Genomic DNA, 18,212 nt, shown 5'->3' with positions numbered 1-18,212 from the left:
CGGTCGTGCTGTGACGTGCGCGAAGCCGTTTCCGGCCCTGTTGCCAGAGAAGATACGGAGATGACGACCTGGACCTTCGACGGAGTTTCGCTGCCTGTGGACAAGTCGGTCCGGCTGCGGTTCGGGGCCGGGGACGAGGAGCGGCTGCCCGGGCGGTTCGCGCTGCCCGGGCTGGTCGACGCGCACTGTCACCTGACTGTGGACGCGGACGAGCAGGGGCCGTTCCTCGCCGGAGGTGAGGCGGAAGCGGTCGCGCGTCTGGACGAGCTCGCGCAGGCGGGGGTGAGCGCGGTGCGCGACGTCGGTGGGCAGCGGGCGATCACGCTCGAGCTGGCGCGTTCACCGCGCGAGGGCCGACCGGTGGTGCTCGCCGCGGGGCGGTTCCTGGCGCCGAAAGGGCGGTACTTCCCGCGGATGCACGATCCGGTCGAGGCTGATGAGCTGCTCGCCGCTGTCGAGGCTGAGCTGAAGGACGGCGCCACCTGGGTGAAGCTCGTCGCGGACTTCCCGGCGGTCGGGCCTGACGGGCCGATTCGTGGGAGCGCGATCGAGGCGTCGTACGAGATCGGGCTGGTCGAGCAGGTGGTCGAGACGGCGCACGCGATGGGTGGGCGGGTTGCGGCGCACACGAACGGTGCCGTGGTGAGCGAGCTGATCCGGGTCGGGGTGGACTCGATCGAGCACGGGACGTTGATCAGCGAGCGGGATCTCGAGGTGCTGGGCGCTCGTGGTGGTGCCTGGACGCCGACGCTGTGCGCGTCGATCGACGTACGGGCTGGTGAGAGTGAGGAGCGTCGGGAGCGCAGACTTGCCAGCGCGAAGTATCTGACGAGCATGCTCGAGCTGGCCGACCAGTACGGCGTGACGGTGCTGACCGGGTCGGACGCCGTGGGGTCGGTCGCGCGGGAGATCGCGTTGCTGGCTCGGCACGGGCTCGATGTCACCCAGGCGATGGCGGCAGCGACGACGAAGGCCTGGGACTACCTCGGGCTACTCGATGACGGTGGCAACCTCGTCACGTATGACGAAGACCCGCGAGAACGTCCCGAGACTCTGGCGACGCCGGCAGCGGTGGTTCTGCATGGTCACCGCATCCGCTAGAGCTCACTCGCCGACTTGGCCGTCGATGCGTTCGCGGAGCAGATCGGCGTGGCCGTTGTGGCGGGCGTACTCCTCGACCATGTGCAGGTAGAGCCAGCGCACCGACAGCTGCGGGCCGCCGCGGGGCCGGGTGAACTCGTGGTCGAGGTCGTAGCCGCGGGCAATCGCGCCGGACTCCGCGACCACCTGGCGGAATGTTTCCAGGTCCGCCTCCGCCTCAGCAGGCGAGACCAGGTCGAAGTCGCCGTCGGGATGCGCGTCCGTCCACAGCTTCAACGCGTCCATGCGCCCGTCCAGGCTCAGCTGGAACCAGTACCGCTCCACCTCGGTCAGGTGCCGGACCAGGCCGAGCAGCGTCATTCCGGACGGATCGACAGTGGGCCGGACCAGTTCCTCGCCGGTCAGCGCGGAGACCTTCCAGAGCAGCGTGCCGCGGTGGAAGTCGAGAAATCCTTGCAGCATGGCGCGTTCGGCACCGGTCGAAGGCGGGTCGGTGCGGAACCGTGCGGAGGTGTCGGTCGTCACAGGCACGACCGTACCGCCACGCAACTCCCTGGGGAGGCGAACCTCGATGCCGTATGCTGGGTGATGACGGTCCGCCCAGTTCTGCCTCGGACCATTTGGCAGTCGACCCCCACGCGCCGCGGCCCACGATGCCGCGCCGGGCAGGACGACCCTTTTCGACTTTCTTGGAGTACCAGATGGCGGTCAGCCGCCCCATGCCCACGCCCGAAACCTCTTCCGCCCGCCCGGACGGACCGGCGCGCCCCCGGCGCCGCCGCCGTTCAGGGGCCAGCGGCAACCAATCCGGCCCGGCGGCCGGAACCACGAAAACCGCACAGAGCAACGAGAACCGCACGCAAGGTGAGCGTCGCCGCGGTGGCAAGAAGACGCCGGCCGTGCAGCCCGCCACCGAGCAGTACGACGAGGTCGCGCCGCTCGTGGTCCCCGACGACCTGACCTTCACCGACCTCGGCCTGCCCGCCGAGCTCGTCGCCGCGCTGTCCTCGAACGGCGTCACCAAGCCGTTCCCGATCCAGGCGGCCACGCTGCCGGACTCGCTGGCCGGCAAGGACGTCCTCGGCCGCGGCCGGACCGGTTCCGGCAAGACCTACGCGTTCGTGCTCCCCGTGATCGCCCGGCTCGCGTCCAGCGGCACCCGCCGCCGGCCGAACCAGCCGCGCGCGCTGATCCTGGCGCCGACCCGTGAGCTGGCCACCCAGATCCAGGCCTCGATCACGCCGCTGACCGACGCGTTCGGGCTGCGCACGATGACCATCTTCGGTGGCGTCGGGCACGGCCCGCAGATCACCGGCCTGCGCAAGGGCGTCGACATCGTCGTCGCCTGCCCGGGCCGGCTCGAGGACCACGTCAAGGCCGGTCACGCCAAGCTCGACGCGGTGGAGATCACCGTGCTCGACGAGGCCGACCACATGGCCGACCTGGGCTTCCTGCCCGCCGTACGGCGCCTGCTGGAGGCGACTCCGGCCGACGCGCAGCGGCTGCTGTTCTCGGCCACGCTGGACGCCGGCGTCGACGTACTGGTCAAGCGGTTCATGCGGAACCCGGTCACCCACAGCGTCGACTCGGCGCAGTCGCCGGTGTCGAAGATGACCCACCACGTCCTGCACCTGCAGGCCGACAGCCGCCTCCCGGTGCTGGTCGACCTGGCCGCGGCTCCTGGCCGCACGCTGGTCTTCACCCGCACCAAGTACGGCGCCAAGTCGCTCACCAAGAAGCTGATCGCCCAGGGCGTGCCCGCGGTCGAGCTGCACGGCAACCTCTCGCAGGGTGCCCGCACGCGGAACCTGGAGGCCTTCTCCGACGGCTCCGCGCGGACGCTGGTCGCGACCGACATCGCGGCGCGCGGGATCCACGTCGACGACGTGTCGCTGGTGATCCACGCCGACCCGCCGATCGAGCACAAGGCGTACCTGCACCGCTCCGGTCGGACGGCGCGGGCCGGCGCCGAAGGCACCGTCGTCACGCTGATGACCGACGACCAGGTCAGCGACGTACGTGACCTGACCCGCAAGGCGGGGATTGCGCCGAAGGTGACCAAGCTGCGGGTCGGCGACCCGCTGCTGACGGAGCTCGCTCCGGGTGAGCGGACGTACGTCGAGCCGCCGGTGAAGGCGGTCAACGACGAGGTACGCCGTGGTGGCGAGTCGTCCGGGCGTGGCCGCGGTCGTGGCCGGCGCGGGAGCTCCGGGCCGGGTCAGGCCGCTCCGGCGGCGCGCGGTGGGTCCGGTGCGGGTGGCCGGGCTTCCGGTGGGGCTCGCAACGGGTCTACCGGTGGCGGTCGTGGCGGGGCTGCTGCTGGTGGCGGTCGCTCGGGTGGAGCCCGAGGTGGTTCCGGCGGCGGTCGCGGTGGCTCCGGTGGGGCGCCGAAGAGCTACACGACGACGACACCGGGCGCGAGCAGCCGAACGGCTGGTGCCGCGGCGTTCTCGGCCGGTACGCGGGCAGGCAGCAGCCGCCGAGGTCGCTAGTACTCACTGATTTGGTGCAGAGGTCGTTGGAATCGGTTCAGAACGACCAGGTGAACGACAGAGCCCAGGTCGCCCGTGGCAGCCTGGGCTTTGTCGTGTCGTGAAGGGGAGAGCCGAATGGCCGTCGTACGGACTGTGCTGGGTGATGTCGCACCGGAGGAGCTCGGGGTGTGCAACGCGCACGACCACCTGTTCATCCGCAGCGCGGTGATGCCGCCGGGGCAGGAGCTGGACGACTACGACGGCGCGCTGCAGGAGGCGACGCTGTACGCCGAGGCCGGTGGTCGCGCGGTGATCCAGTGGACGCCGTACGGGCTGGGCCGGCGGGTGGACCTGCTGCCGAAGCTCTCCCGCGAGACCGGCGTACAGCTGGTCGCTGCCACCGGCATGCACCGAGCTGAGCACTACGGCGAGGTACCCGAGCTCGATCTGGCCGAGCTGTTCGTCCGGGAGCTGACCGAGGGCATCGACAACAGCCAGGTGCGCGCGGGGATGATCAAGATCGCCAGCGGGTTCCATGGGCTCGACAAGCACACCGCCTGGGTGCTGGACGCGGCAGCGGAAGCGCAGCTGGCGACCGGTGCGCCGATCGGGATCCACCACGAGCTGGGGACCGGAGCGGACGTCGTACTGGATCGCCTGGAGGGTCACGGCGTCGCGCCGGACCGGATCGTGCTCGGGCACCTCAACCGCTTCCCCGATCACCAGATCCATCAGGAGCTGGCCGCGCGCGGCGCGTTCCTCGCGTTCGACGGGCCGTCGCGGGCCAACAGCGCGACGGACTGGCGGATGGTCGACTGCCTGGCGGCGCTCGCCGAGACCGGGTACGCCGACCGGCTGCTGCTCGGCGGCGACACCACGAGCGCGCGGGCGCGGCTGGCGACCGGTGAAGGGCCGGGGATGCCGTACCTGTTGACGAATCTGCGGCCGCGGCTGACGCGGCGGCTCGGCGCGGAAGTGGTCGAGCAGATCTTCGTGACCAACCCGGCGCGGGCGTTCGCGACCGACTGGAAATGACGGCAGGAACTCGCCGCTCGTGACATTCTGTTGCCGGAGGCATCCGGGCGGTACGGTTCGCAGGTGAACACCGTCGCGCAGATCTTCGTCGCCCTGGCCGGGGTCCTGCACCTCGTCTTCTTCGCCATGGAGAGCTTGCTCTTCCGCAAGCCCAGCGTCCAGCAGCGGTTCCGGGTCAAGACCGAGGCCGAGGCTGAGGCGGCGCGGCCGTGGGCGTTCAACCAGGGCTTCTACAACCTGTTCCTCGCCGCCGGGGCGATCGGTGGGTTGATCGCGGGTGGGGACCGTGGGTACGCGATCGCGCTGTTCTCGTGCGCGTGCATGCTCGGTGCGGGGTTGGTGCTGATCGGGTCGGACCGGCGGATGGCGCAGTCGGCGGCGATCCAGGCCGGGCCGCCGCTGATCGGGCTCGTGCTGGCTGCGGTGCTCTGACGACAACCGGGCCGGCTCCCCGGCCGCCCCGTCCCGATGCACCGGGCCGCCGCTCGTGGTGGCCGCTGTGTTCTGGCGCGTTGGGTGTTGACTTAAAGCGCACTTGAGCGCTGAGGGTTCAGGGCATGACAACCACCATCGCGCCGACGCGCGCACCCGGAGTTCTTGCCCCGCAGTACCGTGCGCTGACCGTCGGGATGGTCGCGCTGATCACCCTGGTCGCGTTCGAGGCGCTCGCCGTCTCGACCGCGATGCCGACCGTCGCGCAGGCGCTGGACGGGCTGTCGCTGTACGCGCTGGCGTTCGGCGGGCCGCTGGCGTCGGGCGTGGTCGCGATGGTGATCTCGGGGACCTGGTCGGATCTGAAGGGGCCGACCCGGCCGCTGTGGCACGGGACCGGGTGGTTCCTTGCCGGCCTGCTGATCGCGGGGCTGGCGCCGACGATGGAGGTGCTGGTCGTCGGGCGGGCGATCCAGGGGTTCGGGTCGGGGTTGCTGACGGTCGCGCTGTACGTCGTGGTCGGGCGGTTCTACCCGGCTGAGCTGCGGCCGCGGGTGTTCGCGGCGTTCTCGACGGCGTGGGTGGTGCCGTCACTGGTCGGACCGGCGATCGCGGGGCTGATCGTCGAGCACACGAACTGGCGGATCGTGTTCCTGGCGGTGCCGGTGCTGGCGGTGCCCGCGGCGCTGATCATGCGCCCGGGGCTGGCGAGGGGCGAGCGCTCGGCGCCGGTTGGGGAGGTGGAGTCTGCGCGGTCTGGTGAGGTTGTATCTGCGCCGTCTGGTGGGGCGAAGTCGGCACCGTCTGGTGAGGTCGAACCGGCGCGGTCTGGTGGGGCGAACGCGGCGCGGTCTGTCGGGGCGAAATCGGCACCGTCCGGTGGGGTCGAATCGGGCAAGCTCTGGACCGACCAGGCCTGGTACGCCGTGGGCGCGGCGTTCGGCGTCGGGCTGCTGCACTACGGCGGGCAGCAGCGCGGGGCGCTGCAGTTGATCCTGATCGCGGTCGGGCTGGCGGGGGTGGTCGTGTTCGCGCCGAAGCTGCTGCCGAAGGGGACGTTCACGGTGCGCGCGGGGCTTCCGGCGGTGATCGCGTTGCGCGGGCTGGTCGCGGCGGCCGGGTTCGGGGCCGAGGTGTTCCTGCCGCTGATGCTGACCCGGGAGCGAGGGCTGTCGCCGGCGTGGGCGGGAATGGTGCTGACGGTCAGCGCGCTGAGCTGGTCCGCGGCGTCGTGGTACCGGGGCCGGCCGAACCAGCCGTTCGAGCACCACGTGTTCCTGCAGGCGGGCATGCTCTCGCTGCTGCTCGGGATCGGGACCGCCGCCGCGACGCTCGACGACCGGGTGCCGGTGGTCGTCGGCATCCTCGGATGGGCGCTGGTCGGGCTGGGGATGGGCACGGTGTTCCCGACCGTGTCGGTGCTGGTGCTGGAGTACTCCACGGTCGAGCAGCAGGGTGCGAACAGCTCGGCGCTGCAGCTCAGCGACTCCTTGCTGACGGCAACGATCCTGGCGATCGGCGGCTCGCTCTTCGCCGCCATCGAGCCGCACTCCCCGACCACGGCGTACCTGACAGCCTTCGGCTTGCCTGCTGCGCTTGCTGTGGTGGGCGTCTTCGCGGCTCGGCAGACTCGAGTGGTGTGAGGCCGGTGAGTGGTTGAGTCCGGTGCGGGCGGCCGAGTCTCGTTGGCTGCCGTCTGCCGTCTGCTGGGTGGTGCGAATCTGGTGTGGCTGCGGTCGGCTGACTGCGTCCGCTGCCCGCCGCCTGTTCTTTCCTTGTTGAGTTTACAACCGGAGGGGTGGGCGGCCGGGGAGTTGTCCACAGCCTGTAGAGGAGCTGGCGGGGAGCTGCAGCGGACTAGTCCTTCGCTCCCGTGAGGGCGATGCTCGCGCCCAGCGTGATGATCATCAGGCCGCCGGTGCCGCCGACCAGTTCCAGGCGGCGGGGGGAGCGGGCGAACCAGTTGCGGGCGGTGCCGGCGGCCAGGGCCCAGGTGGTGTCGGAGATGAGGGCGATGGTGATGAAGATGAGGCCGAGCAGCAGGATCTGGAGGGTGGGGTTGCCGGCTTCGGGGTCCAGGAACTGGGGGAGGACGGCGGCGAAGAAGACTGCGGTTTTGGCGTTGGTGACGCCGACGAGGAGGCCCTGGCGGAGGACTCGGCGGGTGTTGGCGGGGCGGACGCCTGCGGTCAGGGCCGAGGCCAGGGACTTGCGGGTGCGGAAGGCGTGGATGCCGAGGTAGATCAGGTACGCCGCGCCGGCCAGCTTCACGATGGTGAGGGCCACTGCGCTGGCGGCGATCAGGGAGCCGAGGCCCAGAGCGACCGCGACCAGGAGGACCACGACGCCGGCCATGCTGCCGATCATGGTGAGGACGGCTTCGCGGCGGCCGACGGTCAGGGCCCGGCCGATGATGAACAGGACGCTGGGGCCGGGGACGACGATGACGATCAAGGCGGTGACAGCGAAGGCCAGGAGGTGGTGGGCGGACGGCATGGGGTCAGGGTAAGCGCCCGGTCCGCCGGCCGCTGCACGATCTCGGCACCCGAGGCGGCTCACCACTCTCGTCGACCCACCACGAAACCTCGACCCGTCGCAAGCCTCGAAAGCCGCGCGATCTCGCCAGGTGGGGAACATCACCGGCGCGCCGGGATCCGTTGACCGGTCATGAAAGTGGCCGCTACCGTTCAAAGGTCAACCTGCGGTGCCATGAGGGAAACCGGTGAGAGACCGGTACGGCCGCGCCACTGTGAGCGAGCTTCGGGCTCGTGAGTCAGGACGCTCGGGCACTCGCAGCCTTTCGATGGGGACGCGCACTTCCCCAGGAGGTCCTCAGATGTCTGCTCCTGCTCGCCCGGTCGCCGTACCGGCCGTTTCCCCGCGCCTGCTCGCGGTCGCCCTGCTCACCGTCGGCGTGCTGCTGATGCTGGCCTACCTGGTCGCCTTCGACCAGGGCGCGATCTCGCAGTCGGGCATGTACCTGCACGAGCTGATGCACGACGGCCGGCACCTGCTCGGCGTGCCCTGCCACTGACGTCCTGCAGTACCCACACCACCATCTGACAGGACTGTCATGCGCACTTTCGGGAATCTCCTGGTGCGCGGACTGATCGTCGGCCTCTTCGCCGGCCTGCTGGCCGGAACCTTCGCGTACGTGATGGGCGAACCGCACATCGACGCCGCGATCGCGATCGAGGAAGCCGGCGGCGCCGCGCACACCCACGGCGAAGCGACCGAGGCCCCGGCGGCCGAGGAGGAGGAACCGCTGGTCAGCCGCAACGGCCAGCGGTTCGGGCTCTTCCTCGCCACCAGCCTGTACGGCGTGGCGCTCGGCGGCATCTTCGCCGTCGGGTTCGCCCTGCTCCGCCGCCGCCTCCGCACCACCAGCGACTCGTACGCCGCGCTCGGCCTGGCCGCCGCGGGTTTCGTCGGGATCGTGCTGGTGCCGTTCCTCAAGTACCCGCCGAACCCGCCGGCCGTCGGCGACCCGGAGACGATCACGAAGCGGACCGTCACCTACCTGCTGACGCTGGTGATCGGCCTGCTCGCGGTCTGGGCCGGTGTCGCGGCGTCGCGCTGGGCGCAGCGCTTCGGCGACGCGCCCTGGATCCGGCTCGCCGCAGGCGGTGCCGCGTTCGTGGTGACCGTCGTGGCGGCGTACCTGATCCTGCCGGCGATCAACGAGGTGCCGGGGTCGTTCCCGGCGACGCTGCTGTGGCAGTTCCGGTTCGCCTCGCTCGGCACGCAGGCGGTGCTGTGGACGCTGATCGGATTCGGTTACGCTGCGTTGGTGGATCGTCACTCCAAGGTCGCGGAGCCGGTTGCCGCGTGACCACGACGCTGACCCTCGTCGCGCACGCGCTGACGCCTGGCCTGCGCGGGCTCGTCCTCGGTGGAGAGCCCGCGCCGGACCAGGCCAGCCTGGAGGCGGCGCGTGACCTGCGGGTCGACGCCGGTACGACGTACTGCGGGCCGGAGCCGGCCGCGATCCTGACCGCTGAGGCGATCGGCCTGCAGCCGGTCGTGGTCGGGGCGCTGCGCGATCGGGAGTACGGCGACTGGACCGGGCGCGATCTGGAGGAGCTGCTGGCGACGGAGACCGCCGCGGTCTCGGCGTGGCTGGAGCGGCCGCACACGGCGCCGCCGGGTGGTGAGACCGCGAACGACCTGATCGCGCGGGTCGCCGACTGGCTGGGCGATCTCACCGAAGCGCCGCAGCATGCGGAGCGTCAGACGGTGGTGGCGGTGGTCCATCCGGCGGTCGTCAGAGTTGCCGTGCTCTACGCGCTGGAGGCGCCGGCCGAGTCGCTAAGGCACGTGGACGTGCGGCCGCTGGCGACCGTCAGCCTCTCCGCCCACGCCACCGCGTGGTCACTCAGCCTCCAGTAGCCGCACGCTCAGCGGCCGAGCGGAGCACGCAGAACTCGTTGCCGGCCGGGTCGAGCATCACCACGAAGCCCGTACCGTCCGCTTCCCGGTGATCATGCTCGACCGTCGCCCCGAGCGCGACCAACCGCTCGACCTCCTGATCCCGCGGGATGTCCGGCTCGAGGTCGAGGTGGACCCGGTTTTTGGCCCGCTTCGGATCGTTGTTGCGCTCGAACAGCAGCTTGACCGGGCCGGTGTCGACGGCGGCGTACGGGTCGTCGGGGAAGTCGTCCGACGGGCGCTCCACGCCGAACACCTGCAGCCAGAAGCCGGCCAGCTCGTAGGGGTCGGCCGCGTCGAAGGTCACCGTGCGCACGATCGAGGTCATGGCACAGAAAGATGCCGTACGACGGGACCGCCCCGCCACCGAGATTCGGGTGACGGGGCGGAAAGGCCGACCGAGAGCCGGGCCCGGGCGCGACGCGCGCTCAGGCCTGCCGAAGCTCCTGGCGCTGCCTGCCCAGCCCCTGGATCTCGCACTCGACGACGTCGCCCGGCGCCAGGTACGGGAACCGCCCGGACAGCGCGACCCCCTCCGGCGTACCGGTGTTGACGATGTCGCCCGGGTCGAGCGTCATGTACTGCGACAGGTCGCGGATCAGCGCGGCGACCGAGAAGATCATGTCGCGGGTGTTGGAGTCCTGCCGCGGCTCGCCGTTGACGAACGACTTCAGGTCCAGCGCCTGCGGGTCGCCGACCTCGTCGGCCGGGACCAGCACCGGCCCGAGCGGGTTGAACGTCTCGCAGCACTTGCCCTTCGACCACTGGCCGCCCGACACCTCGAGCTGGAAGGCGCGCTCGGAGACGTCGTTGGAGACCGCGTACCCGGCGATGCAGGCCAGCGCCTCCTCGTCCGAGGTCAGGTACCGGGCGGTCTTGCCGATCACGACCGCGAGCTCGACCTCCCAGTCGGTCTTGCGGCTGTCGCGCGGGACCAGGACGTCGTCGTACGGGCCGACGACGGTGTTCGGGTGCTTGAAGAAGACGATCGGCTCCTTCGGCGGCTCGGCGCCGGACTCGGCCGCGTGCGCGGCGTAGTTCTGGCCGATGCAGACCACCGCGGCCGGCTTGGCGATCGGGGCGCCGATCCGCAGGCCGTCGACCTCGGCCGCGGGCAGCGACCCGGCCTCCAGGGCCGCGCGGGCGCGGGCGATCCCGTCGGCGGCCAGGAAGGCGCCGTCGATGTCGGTGGTGACAGAGCTCAGGTCGTAGGTGGTGCCGTCGGCGGCGCGCACGTAGGGGCGCTCCGCACCGACCGCGCCGAGGCGCAGCAGTTCCACAAACTCTCCTTAGTCTTGTTCTTCGAACTTCGGGCGCAGCCGCGCCCGGGAGGCCTCGATGTGCGAGCGCATCGCGGCGGCGGCCTGCTCGGGATCACCCTTGCGGACCGCGGTGACGACCGCCTTGTGCTCGCGCAGGGCCTGGGTGGCGATGCCACCGCCGTAGTACAGCCGGAACAGGTGCAGGTGGCAGTGCGTCCGGGCGAAGGACTGCCGGGCGGTCTCGTTGCCGGACAGCTCCAGCACCAGGTCGTGGAAGCGCTGGTCGTGACCGGCCATCGCCTTGTACGAGTCGTAGTCGGGGCGCTCGGGGACCTCGGTGTAGCTGAGCATCTCGTCCTTGAGCCGGACCAGGTCCTCGGGCGAGGTGCGTTCGGCGGCCCGGCCGGCCGCCCACGGCTCGATGTGCAGCCGGTACTCGAAGAGGTCCTCGAACTCGGCCCGGGTCAGCGTGGAGGAGACCCGGTAGCCGCGCAGCGGCTCCTTGATCACCAGCCCGTCGGACTCCAGCCGGGCCAGCGACTCGCGGATCGGGGTCTGGGAGATGCCCAGCTCCCGGGTCAGCGCGTCGATGTTCAGCCGGGTGCCCGGGGCCACCACGCTGTCCATGATCAGGCCCTTGACCGTCTCGTAGACGTCGTCGCTCAGTACCTGTCGCTGCGGCAGGCGGGTGAGCTGCCCCGCCAGACCCACATGCGCATCCGTCACCGTCGCTCCTCCCGAAGCACTCATTCTGCCCGACCCCGGAGGTCGTGCTCAGTCGTTACCGGGGCAAGGGTTGACGCCACCAGTGTGAGGCGGCAGCATCAGGTTCGCAATATCCTATAGGATCTTCGAGGGAGCGCCCCATGCCCACGTCCCTGTCCCAGTCCGCCGCCCGGTACCGGAGGTCGGCGATCGCCGGCCTGGCCGTTCTCGCCCTGGCCGCCACCGGCTGCAGCACCAAGAGCTCCAACGACAGTACCGGTGGTACGGCGGGCGACGACGCCTCGACGGGCTCGACCGGCGGCCCGGTCACCCTGAAGGACGCCTCCAGCGTGAAGCTGGCGCTGATCCCGGGGGGCGCGCACCCCTACTTCCAGCCCTGGAAGGCGACCGCGGAGCTGGACAAGACCGAGTTCAAGCTCGGCGACGTCACCTTCGACGAGACCGGCGAGTGGGACCAGAGCAAGCAGAACAACGTGGTCAGCTCGCTGGCCGCCCGCGGCTTCAACGCGTTCGGCATCTTCGGCGTGTCGCCGACCGACATCAACACCACCTTCGAGGACCTCAAGTCCAAGGGGTTCGCGGTCGGCTCGCTGGCCTCCTGCCCGGCCGGTGACACCAACTCGGCCGACTTCTGCCTGTCCACCGACGTCGAGGCGGCGGCGTACAAGGCGGCCAAGGCGACCATCGAGGCGATCGGCGGCGAGGGCACGATCGTGCACCTGACCGGCAACAACGTCGACTCCAACACCCAGCGCCGGATCGCGGGCGTGAAGAAGGCGGTCGGCGAGACCGGCGGCAAGGTCACCGAGCTGCCGGTGGTGACCGACATCGACAAGGACCTGCAGACCGCGCAGCGCTCGGTCGCCGACCTGCTCGCGGCCAAGGGCAAGGACATCAAGGGCATCGTCACCACGGCGTACAACCCGGCGGTGGCCGCCGCGGACGGCGTGGCCAGCAGCAAGCTGCCGATCAAGGTGGTCGCGATCGACGACGACGCGAAGATCCTGTCCGGGATCAAGTCCGGCGGCGTCTCGGCGACCGTCGCGCAGAACCCGGTCGGTCAGGCGTACGTCGGTGGCTGGCTGCTCGCGCTGCTCGGCTCGAAGCAGTGCACGATGAAGACGCCCGGCGTGATCGTCGACTCCGGCTCGTTCGTGGTGACCAAGGACAACGTGGACACCTACGACGACGAGCGCAAGGCCAAGACCAAGGAGCTCCAGACCGAGTTCGCGAGCCAGTTGAGCTGCCAGTGACCATCACCCGCGCCGAGGCGTTCCTGGCCGACCTGGAGGTCGAGACGGTCCGGACGGACGCCGTCCAGGCCTTCCTGAAGCAGGAGACGATCTTCGTCGAGCTGGAGACCTCCGACGGAGGTACCGGGCTCGGCTACTCCTACACCATCGGTACCGGCGGTACGGCGGTGCTGGCGATGCTCCGCGACCACCTGCTGCCGCGGCTGGTCGGTGCCGACGCCCGCAACGTCGAGGGGCTCTGGTTCGACCTGTTCGCCTCCACGCGGGCCACCACGGTCGGAGCGATCACGTCGCTCGCTCTGGCCGCGGTGGACACCGCTCTGTGGGACCTGCGCTGCCGCCGGGCCGGTGAGCCGCTCTGGCGGCTGGCCGGGGGCTTCCGCCGCAACGTCCCGCTGTACGACACCGAGGGCGGCTGGCTGCACCTCAGCACCGAGGAGCTCGTCGCCGGTGCGCTGGCGTCGCAGAAGGCGGGCTGGCCCGGCGTGAAGCTCAAGGTGGGCAAGCCGCGGCTGCACGAGGACGTCGAGCGGCTGCACGCCGTACGGGACGCGGTCGGGCCTGCGCTGGACATCATGGTCGACGCCAACCAGTCGATGACGTACCCGGAGGCCAAGCGGCGTGCTGCCGCGTTCGAGCCGCTCGACCTGAGCTGGTTCGAGGAGCCGCTGCCGGCCGACGACCTGAGCGGGCACGTCCGGCTGGCCGAGTCCACGCCGATCCCGATCGCGGTCGGCGAGTCCATGTACTCGGTGTCGCAGTTCCGCGAGTACGTCGCCGCCGGTGCGGCCGGGATCGTGCAGGTCGACGTGGCCCGGGTCGGCGGCATCACGCCGTGGCTGAAGGTCGCGCACCTGGCCGAGACCTTCAACCTGGAGGTCTGCCCGCACTTCCTGATGGAGCTGCACGTCAGCCTCACGGCCGCAGTACCGAACGGCCGGTACGTCGAGCACATCCCGCAGCTGCGGGCGATCACCCGGACCGAGATGGAGATCTCCGACGGGCACGCGGTCGCACCGGACGAGCCGGGCCTGGGCATCGACTGGGACCGGGACGCCATCGACGATCGGCGCGTCTCGTGAGCGCACCGGTCTCGGAGACGGCCACCGCCGCGCTCCAGGAACCTGACCAGCCGCCGGCCCAGCGGGGCGGCAAGACGCCCTGGTGGGCCAACCAGCGGATCGGTCTGCTGATCCTGGTGGTGCTGCTGGCGATTCTGTTCGGCGTACTGCGCCCTGCGTTCTTCAACCAGCAGCTGGTGGTCTTCCCGTTGCTGCGCGACATCGCGATGTTCACCGTGGTCGGCCTCGCGCAGCTGTGCGTGCTGTCGATCGGGCACATGAACCTCGCGGTCGGCCGGATGGCCGCGTTCTCGATGATGATCACCGGCATCTCCTACGACCTGTGGCACTTCAGCCTGTACGCCGGCCTGCTGGTCGGCCTGATCGCCGGCGCGGCCATCGGCGCCCTGGCCGGCTGGGTGATCGCGCGCACCGGCGTGAACTCGTTCGTCGTGACGCTGGCGCTGGACTTCCTGCTGCTCGGCCTGATCCCGCTGGTCTACACGGCGCTGACCGACAACGCGGCGTTCGTCACCAAGCCCGACGGGATGCGCGAGATGCGCAACTACTCGCTCGCCGACATCTGCATCGGCAACGTCTGCGGCTCGCCCGCGGTGCCGCAGCTGGCGCTGTTCGCGGTGATCGCGATGGGCGTCGTCGGCTGGATCTACAGCCGGACCAAGCTCGGCCGCGAGCTGCTGATGACCGGTACGTCGGTCAAGGCCGCGGAGCTGTCCGGGATCCCGACCGCGCGCCGGGTGATCACCGCGCACGCGATGTCGGGCTGCCTGGCCGCGCTGGCCGGGTTCATGCTGGCGGTCAGCACCGGCTCGATCAAGGCGACTATCGGCGAGGAGTTCATGCTGCCGTCGTTCCTCGGGCCGATCCTCGGCGGGACGCTGCTGGCCGGCGGGTTCATCTCGGTCTGGGGCACGCTGCTCGGGACCGCGCTGACCTCGGTGATCCGCAAGGGCCTGGACCTGCTCGGCGTCGGTCTGGAGAGCCTCAACATCTACCTCGGTCTCATCCTGCTGGTTGCCCTGAGCACCGATCGGGTCCGGACCGTGCTGTCGGAGCGGCAGGAGGTGCGACGACGATGAAGCGTTTCGTGAAGACCACCGAGATGACGCTGCTGGTGATCTGCGTGGTGTTCTTCGTCTTCCTGGTGATCGCCTCCGGCGGTGACCTGGTCGGACAGAATTCCCTGAAAGTGCTGCTTCAGTTCCTGGCCGTGCCCATCCTGATCGGGTTGGCTCAGATGGTGGTCCTCGCAGTGGGCCAGCTGAACCTGGCAGTCGGCGCTGTCGGGGGATTCGCCGCAGCCGCGATGGGGGTGATGATGGCCGACCACGGAGTCCCGGTGCCGCTGGCGCTGCTGTTCGGCTTCCTGCTCGCGACCGCGGCCGGGCTGGCCAACGGGCTGCTCGTCGTGCTGACCCGGATCAACGGGTTCATCGTCACGCTGGCGACGATGACCGTGCTGCTCGGCGTCCAGTACCGCCTGGTCGGCACACGGACGGTCGACGCTTATCCCCAGGGGCTGAAGACGTTCGGGTCGCACGCGCTGTTCGGTGTGCTGCCGCTGATCTTCCTGGTCGCGCTGGTGGTCGCCGGGCTGCTCGCGCTGATGCTGCGGCGGACCGTTCCCGGGCGGCAGCTGCTCGCCTCGGGTGGGAACCCGATCGCCGCCCGGCTGTCCGGCATCTCGAACGACCGGTCGGTGATCCTCGCGCACACGCTGTCCGGTGCGATCCTCGGCGTCGCGGCGATCCTGACCGTCGCGTCCTCGCCGGGGGTGAACAAGAGCATCGGCGGCGACTGGCTGCTGCCGTCGTTCGCGGCGCCGATCATCGGCGGCGCGCTGCTCACCGGCGGGTCCGCGGTGGTGCTCGGGACGGTGCTCGCGGCGTTCATCGTGCGCTTCGTCGACACCGCGCGGGCCGAGTTCTCGCTCGAACCGAGCTGGGTGAACTTCGTCGTCGGCGCGGTGGTGCTCGGGTCGGTCGTGCTCGGACAGGTCCGCGCGCGGCGGCAGGCCCGGCGTACGGTCGTGAAGGCGCCTGATGCCGCGGTGGCGGGAGGGGTGTCATGACGCTGTTCGTGGCGGAGAAGGTCGACAAGCTGTTCCCCGGCGTACGGGCGCTGGACGGGGTGACGCTCTCGCTGGAGGCCGGGTCGGTGCACGCGTTGCTCGGCGAGAACGGTGCCGGGAAGTCGACGCTGATCAAGGTGATCACCGGGCTCTACCGGCCCGACGGCGGCCGGCTGCTGCTCGACGGCGAGGAGGTGACCTTCGGGTCGCCGCACGAGTCCGCGTCGGCGGGCATCGGCGTCGTGCACCAGGAGCGGAACCTGATCCCGGGCTTCACGGTCGGGGAGAACATCCTGCTCCAGAAGCTGCCGACCGCGCGCGGGCTGGTGGATCGGGCCGCGATCCGCTCCGAGGCATCGCGCTGGCTGGCGGAGCTGGAGCTCGACATCGATCCCGACCAGCCGGTGACCGAGCTGTCGGTCGCGCAGGCGCAGCTCGTCGAGATCGCCAAGGCGCTGTCGGTGGAGAGCCGGGTGCTGCTGCTCGACGAACCGACCGCGTCGATCACGCCGAACGAGGCCGAGCGGCTGTTCCGCGTCGTCGACAAGCTGAAGAACGACGGGCGTTCGGTGCTGTTCGTCAGCCACAAGCTCGAAGAGGTCTTCCAGATCTGCGACACCGTCACCGTGCTGCGGGACGGCTCGTCGGTGCTCGAATCGGGTGCGCTGTCCGATCTGACCCGGGACCAGGTCGTCGACCTGATGGTCGGTCGCGTGCACGAGGCGCTCAGCCTGCCGCCGCGCGCTGTCGACGAGTCGGCTGCTCCGCTGCTGGAGCTGTCCGGGGTCGCGACGGCGACCGGCCATGCCGACATCGACCTGGCCGTGCGGCCGGGAGAGATCGTCGGGCTGTACGGGCTGGTCGGCGCCGGCCGGAGCGAGCTGGCCAAAGCGCTGCTCGGGCTGGACCGGATCACTGCGGGGACCGTGCGGGTCCGCGGTCAGGACGTCCGGATCAGGAACGTCCGGGACGCGCTGCGCAACCACAAGATCGGGTACGTCACCGAGAACCGCAAGGAGGAAGGCGTCTTCCTCGAGCAGTCGGTCAGCCGGAACATCGCCGTCACGATCTGGGACCGGCTGCGCAAGCTGCTCGGCTACGTCCCGGCCCGCGCGGAGTCCGAGCTGGTCGCCCGGTACGTCGAACAGCTCGGCATCCGGATCGCCTCGCCGGCCCAGCTGGCCGGCACGCTGTCCGGCGGCAACCAGCAGAAGGTGTCGCTGGCCAAGTGGCTGGCCGCGCAGACCGAGATCCTGATCATCGACGAACCCACGGTCGGGATCGACGTCCGCACCAAGGACGCCTTCCACACGCTGATCTGGGACCTCGCCGCGAACGGGCTGGCCATCCTGCTGATCACGTCGGACCTGCCGGAGATGATCACGCTGGCCGACCGGGTCGTCGTGATGCGCGACCACCGGGTCCAGGGCGAGGTCGCCAACGACCACGACTACGACCGGATCAGCCAGCAGGTGATCCGCCTGATCCACGCCGAGAAGGTGACCACATGAGCAGGGTCGACGCGCACCACCACGTCTGGGACCTGGGCGTCCGGGAGCAGAGCTGGATGGCCGGCGCCGCGATGGACCCGATCCGCCGCAACTTCCTGATCGACGACCTGGCGCCGCTCGCGGCGGCGGCGGACGTGACGCAGACCGTGCTGGTGCAGACCGTCGGCCTGGCCGCCGAGACGCCCGAGTTCCTGGAAGTTGCTGCGAGCAACGACTTGGTGGCCGGGGTGGTCGGGTGGGTCGACCTGACGGCCGACGACGTCGAGGACGCGCTCGCCGGGTTGCTCAACCGGCCGGACGGCCAATGGCTGAAGGGGATCCGGCACCAGGTCCACGACGAGCCCGACGTCGAGTGGCTGAACCGGGCCGACGTACGGCGTGGGCTCGCGGTGGTTGCCGAGGCCGGGCTGGTCTACGACCTGCTGACCAAGGCGCCGCATCTGCCTGCCGCGGTGGAGACCGTGCGGGCGCTGCCGGAGCTGAGCTTCGTCGTCGACCACATCTCGAAACCGGAGATCGGCGGCGATCTGGAGCCCTGGGCGACCGGCCTGCGCGATCTCGCGGCGGAGCCGAACGTGACCTGCAAGCTGTCCGGGATGGTCACCGAGGCGTCGTGGACGGACTGGAAGGTCGCCGACCTGAAGCCGTACGCCGATGTGGTGCTCGACGCCTTCGGGCCGGACCGGGTGATGTTCGGGTCGGACTGGCCGGTGTGCCTGCTGGCCGCGTCGTACGCCGAGGTCGTCGGTGCCGCCGAAGACCTGACCGCGCAGCTCACGGCGGCCGAACGCGATCAGGTCTTCGGGGAGACGGCACGGCGGACGTACCACCTGTGAG

General features: G+C 70.4%; 19 protein-coding genes and 1 riboswitch. Of the genes, 14 read left to right on the top strand and 5 right to left on the bottom strand.

The window, feature by feature from the left end:
• The first annotated feature begins 60 nt into the window (after nucleotides 1-60).
• Nucleotides 61-1,101, top strand: a complete 1,041-nt coding sequence (locus tag AB0M01_RS16720; protein ID WP_363670153.1) for an amidohydrolase family protein — start codon at nucleotides 61-63, stop codon at nucleotides 1,099-1,101.
• A gap of 3 nt (nucleotides 1,102-1,104) precedes the next feature.
• Here the strand turns inward: AB0M01_RS16720 and AB0M01_RS16715 are convergent, their stop codons facing one another.
• Complete coding sequence (locus AB0M01_RS16715) at nucleotides 1,105-1,626, bottom strand: DinB family protein (protein WP_363670151.1); 522 nt, start codon at nucleotides 1,624-1,626, stop codon at nucleotides 1,105-1,107.
• Nucleotides 1,627-2,000: 374 nt separating this feature from the next.
• On the opposite strand from AB0M01_RS16715, the gene AB0M01_RS16710 reads away from it, so the two are divergent.
• From AB0M01_RS16710 to AB0M01_RS16695, 4 genes are all read left to right on the top strand, one after another.
• A complete protein-coding gene (locus tag AB0M01_RS16710) occupies nucleotides 2,001-3,593 on the top strand; it encodes a DEAD/DEAH box helicase (RefSeq protein WP_363670149.1) in 1,593 nt (530 codons plus the stop codon).
• 117 nt (nucleotides 3,594-3,710) lie between these two features.
• Entirely contained in the window at nucleotides 3,711-4,610 is a 900-nt protein-coding gene (locus AB0M01_RS16705) for a hypothetical protein (protein ID WP_363670147.1), read from the top strand.
• A 63-nt stretch (nucleotides 4,611-4,673) separates the two neighbouring features.
• The gene (locus tag AB0M01_RS16700) at nucleotides 4,674-5,042 is read left to right on the top strand and encodes a DUF1304 domain-containing protein (RefSeq protein WP_363670145.1); all 369 of its coding nucleotides are present in this window, start codon (nucleotides 4,674-4,676) and stop codon (nucleotides 5,040-5,042) included.
• Between the two features lie 125 nt (nucleotides 5,043-5,167).
• Entirely contained in the window at nucleotides 5,168-6,685 is a 1,518-nt protein-coding gene (locus AB0M01_RS16695) for an MFS transporter (protein ID WP_363670143.1), read from the top strand.
• A gap of 214 nt (nucleotides 6,686-6,899) precedes the next feature.
• Here AB0M01_RS16695 and AB0M01_RS16690 read toward each other — a convergent pair whose 3' ends face one another.
• On the bottom strand, nucleotides 6,900-7,538 hold the full coding sequence (locus AB0M01_RS16690) for a LysE family translocator (protein ID WP_363670141.1): 639 nt from the start codon (nucleotides 7,536-7,538) through the stop codon (nucleotides 6,900-6,902).
• Nucleotides 7,539-7,756: 218 nt separating this feature from the next.
• A riboswitch (cobalamin riboswitch) is annotated at nucleotides 7,757-7,824 on the top strand.
• Between the two features lie 54 nt (nucleotides 7,825-7,878).
• Here AB0M01_RS16690 and AB0M01_RS16685 point away from each other — a divergent pair.
• From AB0M01_RS16685 to AB0M01_RS16675, 3 genes are read left to right on the top strand one after another with little or no spacing between them, the layout of a single operon-like run.
• Nucleotides 7,879-8,076 carry a CbtB domain-containing protein gene (locus tag AB0M01_RS16685; protein WP_363670139.1) on the top strand — a complete coding sequence of 66 codons (198 nt, stop codon included), beginning with the start codon at nucleotides 7,879-7,881 and terminating at the stop codon, nucleotides 8,074-8,076.
• Nucleotides 8,077-8,115: 39 nt separating this feature from the next.
• A complete protein-coding gene (locus tag AB0M01_RS16680) occupies nucleotides 8,116-8,874 on the top strand; it encodes a CbtA family protein (protein WP_363670137.1) in 759 nt (252 codons plus the stop codon).
• Nucleotides 8,871-9,431: a histidine phosphatase family protein gene (locus AB0M01_RS16675; protein WP_363670135.1), complete on the top strand. Its 561-nt coding sequence runs from the start codon at nucleotides 8,871-8,873 to the stop codon at nucleotides 9,429-9,431. Before AB0M01_RS16680 ends, AB0M01_RS16675 begins: the two co-directional genes overlap by 4 nt.
• Here the strand turns inward: AB0M01_RS16675 and AB0M01_RS16670 are convergent.
• From AB0M01_RS16670 to AB0M01_RS16660, 3 genes are all read right to left on the bottom strand, one after another.
• Nucleotides 9,418-9,798 (bottom strand): VOC family protein, encoded by a 381-nt coding sequence (locus tag AB0M01_RS16670; RefSeq protein ID WP_363670133.1) that lies wholly within the window; start codon nucleotides 9,796-9,798, stop codon nucleotides 9,418-9,420. The genes AB0M01_RS16675 and AB0M01_RS16670 overlap by 14 nt on opposite strands.
• 100 nt (nucleotides 9,799-9,898) lie before the next feature.
• Nucleotides 9,899-10,750, bottom strand: coding sequence for a fumarylacetoacetate hydrolase family protein (locus AB0M01_RS16665; protein ID WP_363670130.1), 852 nt, complete (start codon nucleotides 10,748-10,750; stop codon nucleotides 9,899-9,901).
• A gap of 9 nt (nucleotides 10,751-10,759) precedes the next feature.
• Entirely contained in the window at nucleotides 10,760-11,458 is a 699-nt protein-coding gene (locus AB0M01_RS16660) for a GntR family transcriptional regulator (protein ID WP_363670128.1), read from the bottom strand.
• Between the two features lie 140 nt (nucleotides 11,459-11,598).
• Here AB0M01_RS16660 and AB0M01_RS16655 point away from each other — a divergent pair, with 140 nt between their 5' ends.
• Genes AB0M01_RS16655 through AB0M01_RS16630 form a run of 6 tightly spaced genes read left to right on the top strand, consistent with a single transcriptional unit; the run spans nucleotide 11,599 to nucleotide 18,211 of the window.
• Entirely contained in the window at nucleotides 11,599-12,711 is a 1,113-nt protein-coding gene (locus AB0M01_RS16655; protein WP_363670126.1) for a substrate-binding domain-containing protein, read from the top strand.
• Nucleotides 12,708-13,793, top strand: coding sequence for a mandelate racemase/muconate lactonizing enzyme family protein (locus AB0M01_RS16650; RefSeq protein ID WP_363670124.1), 1,086 nt, complete (start codon nucleotides 12,708-12,710; stop codon nucleotides 13,791-13,793). The genes AB0M01_RS16655 and AB0M01_RS16650 overlap by 4 nt, the downstream gene beginning before the upstream one ends.
• The gene (locus tag AB0M01_RS16645; RefSeq protein WP_363670122.1) at nucleotides 13,790-14,872 is read left to right on the top strand and encodes an ABC transporter permease; all 1,083 of its coding nucleotides are present in this window, start codon (nucleotides 13,790-13,792) and stop codon (nucleotides 14,870-14,872) included. Before AB0M01_RS16650 ends, AB0M01_RS16645 begins: the two co-directional genes overlap by 4 nt.
• A complete protein-coding gene (locus AB0M01_RS16640) occupies nucleotides 14,869-15,864 on the top strand; it encodes an ABC transporter permease (RefSeq protein WP_363670120.1) in 996 nt (331 codons plus the stop codon). The genes AB0M01_RS16645 and AB0M01_RS16640 overlap by 4 nt, the downstream gene beginning before the upstream one ends.
• Nucleotides 15,861-17,375 carry a sugar ABC transporter ATP-binding protein gene (locus tag AB0M01_RS16635; protein WP_363670118.1) on the top strand — a complete coding sequence of 505 codons (1,515 nt, stop codon included), beginning with the start codon at nucleotides 15,861-15,863 and terminating at the stop codon, nucleotides 17,373-17,375. Before AB0M01_RS16640 ends, AB0M01_RS16635 begins: the two co-directional genes overlap by 4 nt.
• Nucleotides 17,372-18,211 (top strand): amidohydrolase family protein, encoded by an 840-nt coding sequence (locus tag AB0M01_RS16630; protein ID WP_363670116.1) that lies wholly within the window; start codon nucleotides 17,372-17,374, stop codon nucleotides 18,209-18,211. The genes AB0M01_RS16635 and AB0M01_RS16630 overlap by 4 nt, the downstream gene beginning before the upstream one ends.
• Nucleotide 18,212: the final 1 nt, after the last annotated feature.

This window comes from Kribbella sp. NPDC051770, from assembly GCF_040681455.1.
Lineage (GTDB): Bacteria > Actinomycetota > Actinomycetes > Propionibacteriales > Kribbellaceae > Kribbella.
The sequence above is the reverse complement of the archived record's forward strand: the minus strand, read 5'-3'. Positions and strand labels throughout refer to the sequence as shown.

What these genes read in the sequence shown, in the direction of transcription:
- AB0M01_RS16720 (WP_363670153.1), top strand. Translation starts at nt 61, where the DNA reads ATGACGACCTGGACCTTCGACGGAGTTTCGCTGCCTGTGGACAAGTCG.
- AB0M01_RS16705 (WP_363670147.1), top strand. Translation starts at nt 3,711, where the DNA reads ATGGCCGTCGTACGGACTGTGCTGGGTGATGTCGCACCGGAGGAGCTC.
- AB0M01_RS16695 (WP_363670143.1), top strand. Translation starts at nt 5,168, where the DNA reads ATGACAACCACCATCGCGCCGACGCGCGCACCCGGAGTTCTTGCCCCG.
- AB0M01_RS16690 (WP_363670141.1), bottom strand. Translation starts at nt 7,538, where the DNA reads ATGCCGTCCGCCCACCACCTCCTGGCCTTCGCTGTCACCGCCTTGATC.
- AB0M01_RS16685 (WP_363670139.1), top strand. Translation starts at nt 7,879, where the DNA reads ATGTCTGCTCCTGCTCGCCCGGTCGCCGTACCGGCCGTTTCCCCGCGC.
- AB0M01_RS16680 (WP_363670137.1), top strand. Translation starts at nt 8,116, where the DNA reads ATGCGCACTTTCGGGAATCTCCTGGTGCGCGGACTGATCGTCGGCCTC.
- AB0M01_RS16670 (WP_363670133.1), bottom strand. Translation starts at nt 9,798, where the DNA reads ATGACCTCGATCGTGCGCACGGTGACCTTCGACGCGGCCGACCCCTAC.
- AB0M01_RS16655 (WP_363670126.1), top strand. Translation starts at nt 11,599, where the DNA reads ATGCCCACGTCCCTGTCCCAGTCCGCCGCCCGGTACCGGAGGTCGGCG.
- AB0M01_RS16640 (WP_363670120.1), top strand. Translation starts at nt 14,869, where the DNA reads ATGAAGCGTTTCGTGAAGACCACCGAGATGACGCTGCTGGTGATCTGC.
- AB0M01_RS16635 (WP_363670118.1), top strand. Translation starts at nt 15,861, where the DNA reads ATGACGCTGTTCGTGGCGGAGAAGGTCGACAAGCTGTTCCCCGGCGTA.
- AB0M01_RS16630 (WP_363670116.1), top strand. Translation starts at nt 17,372, where the DNA reads ATGAGCAGGGTCGACGCGCACCACCACGTCTGGGACCTGGGCGTCCGG.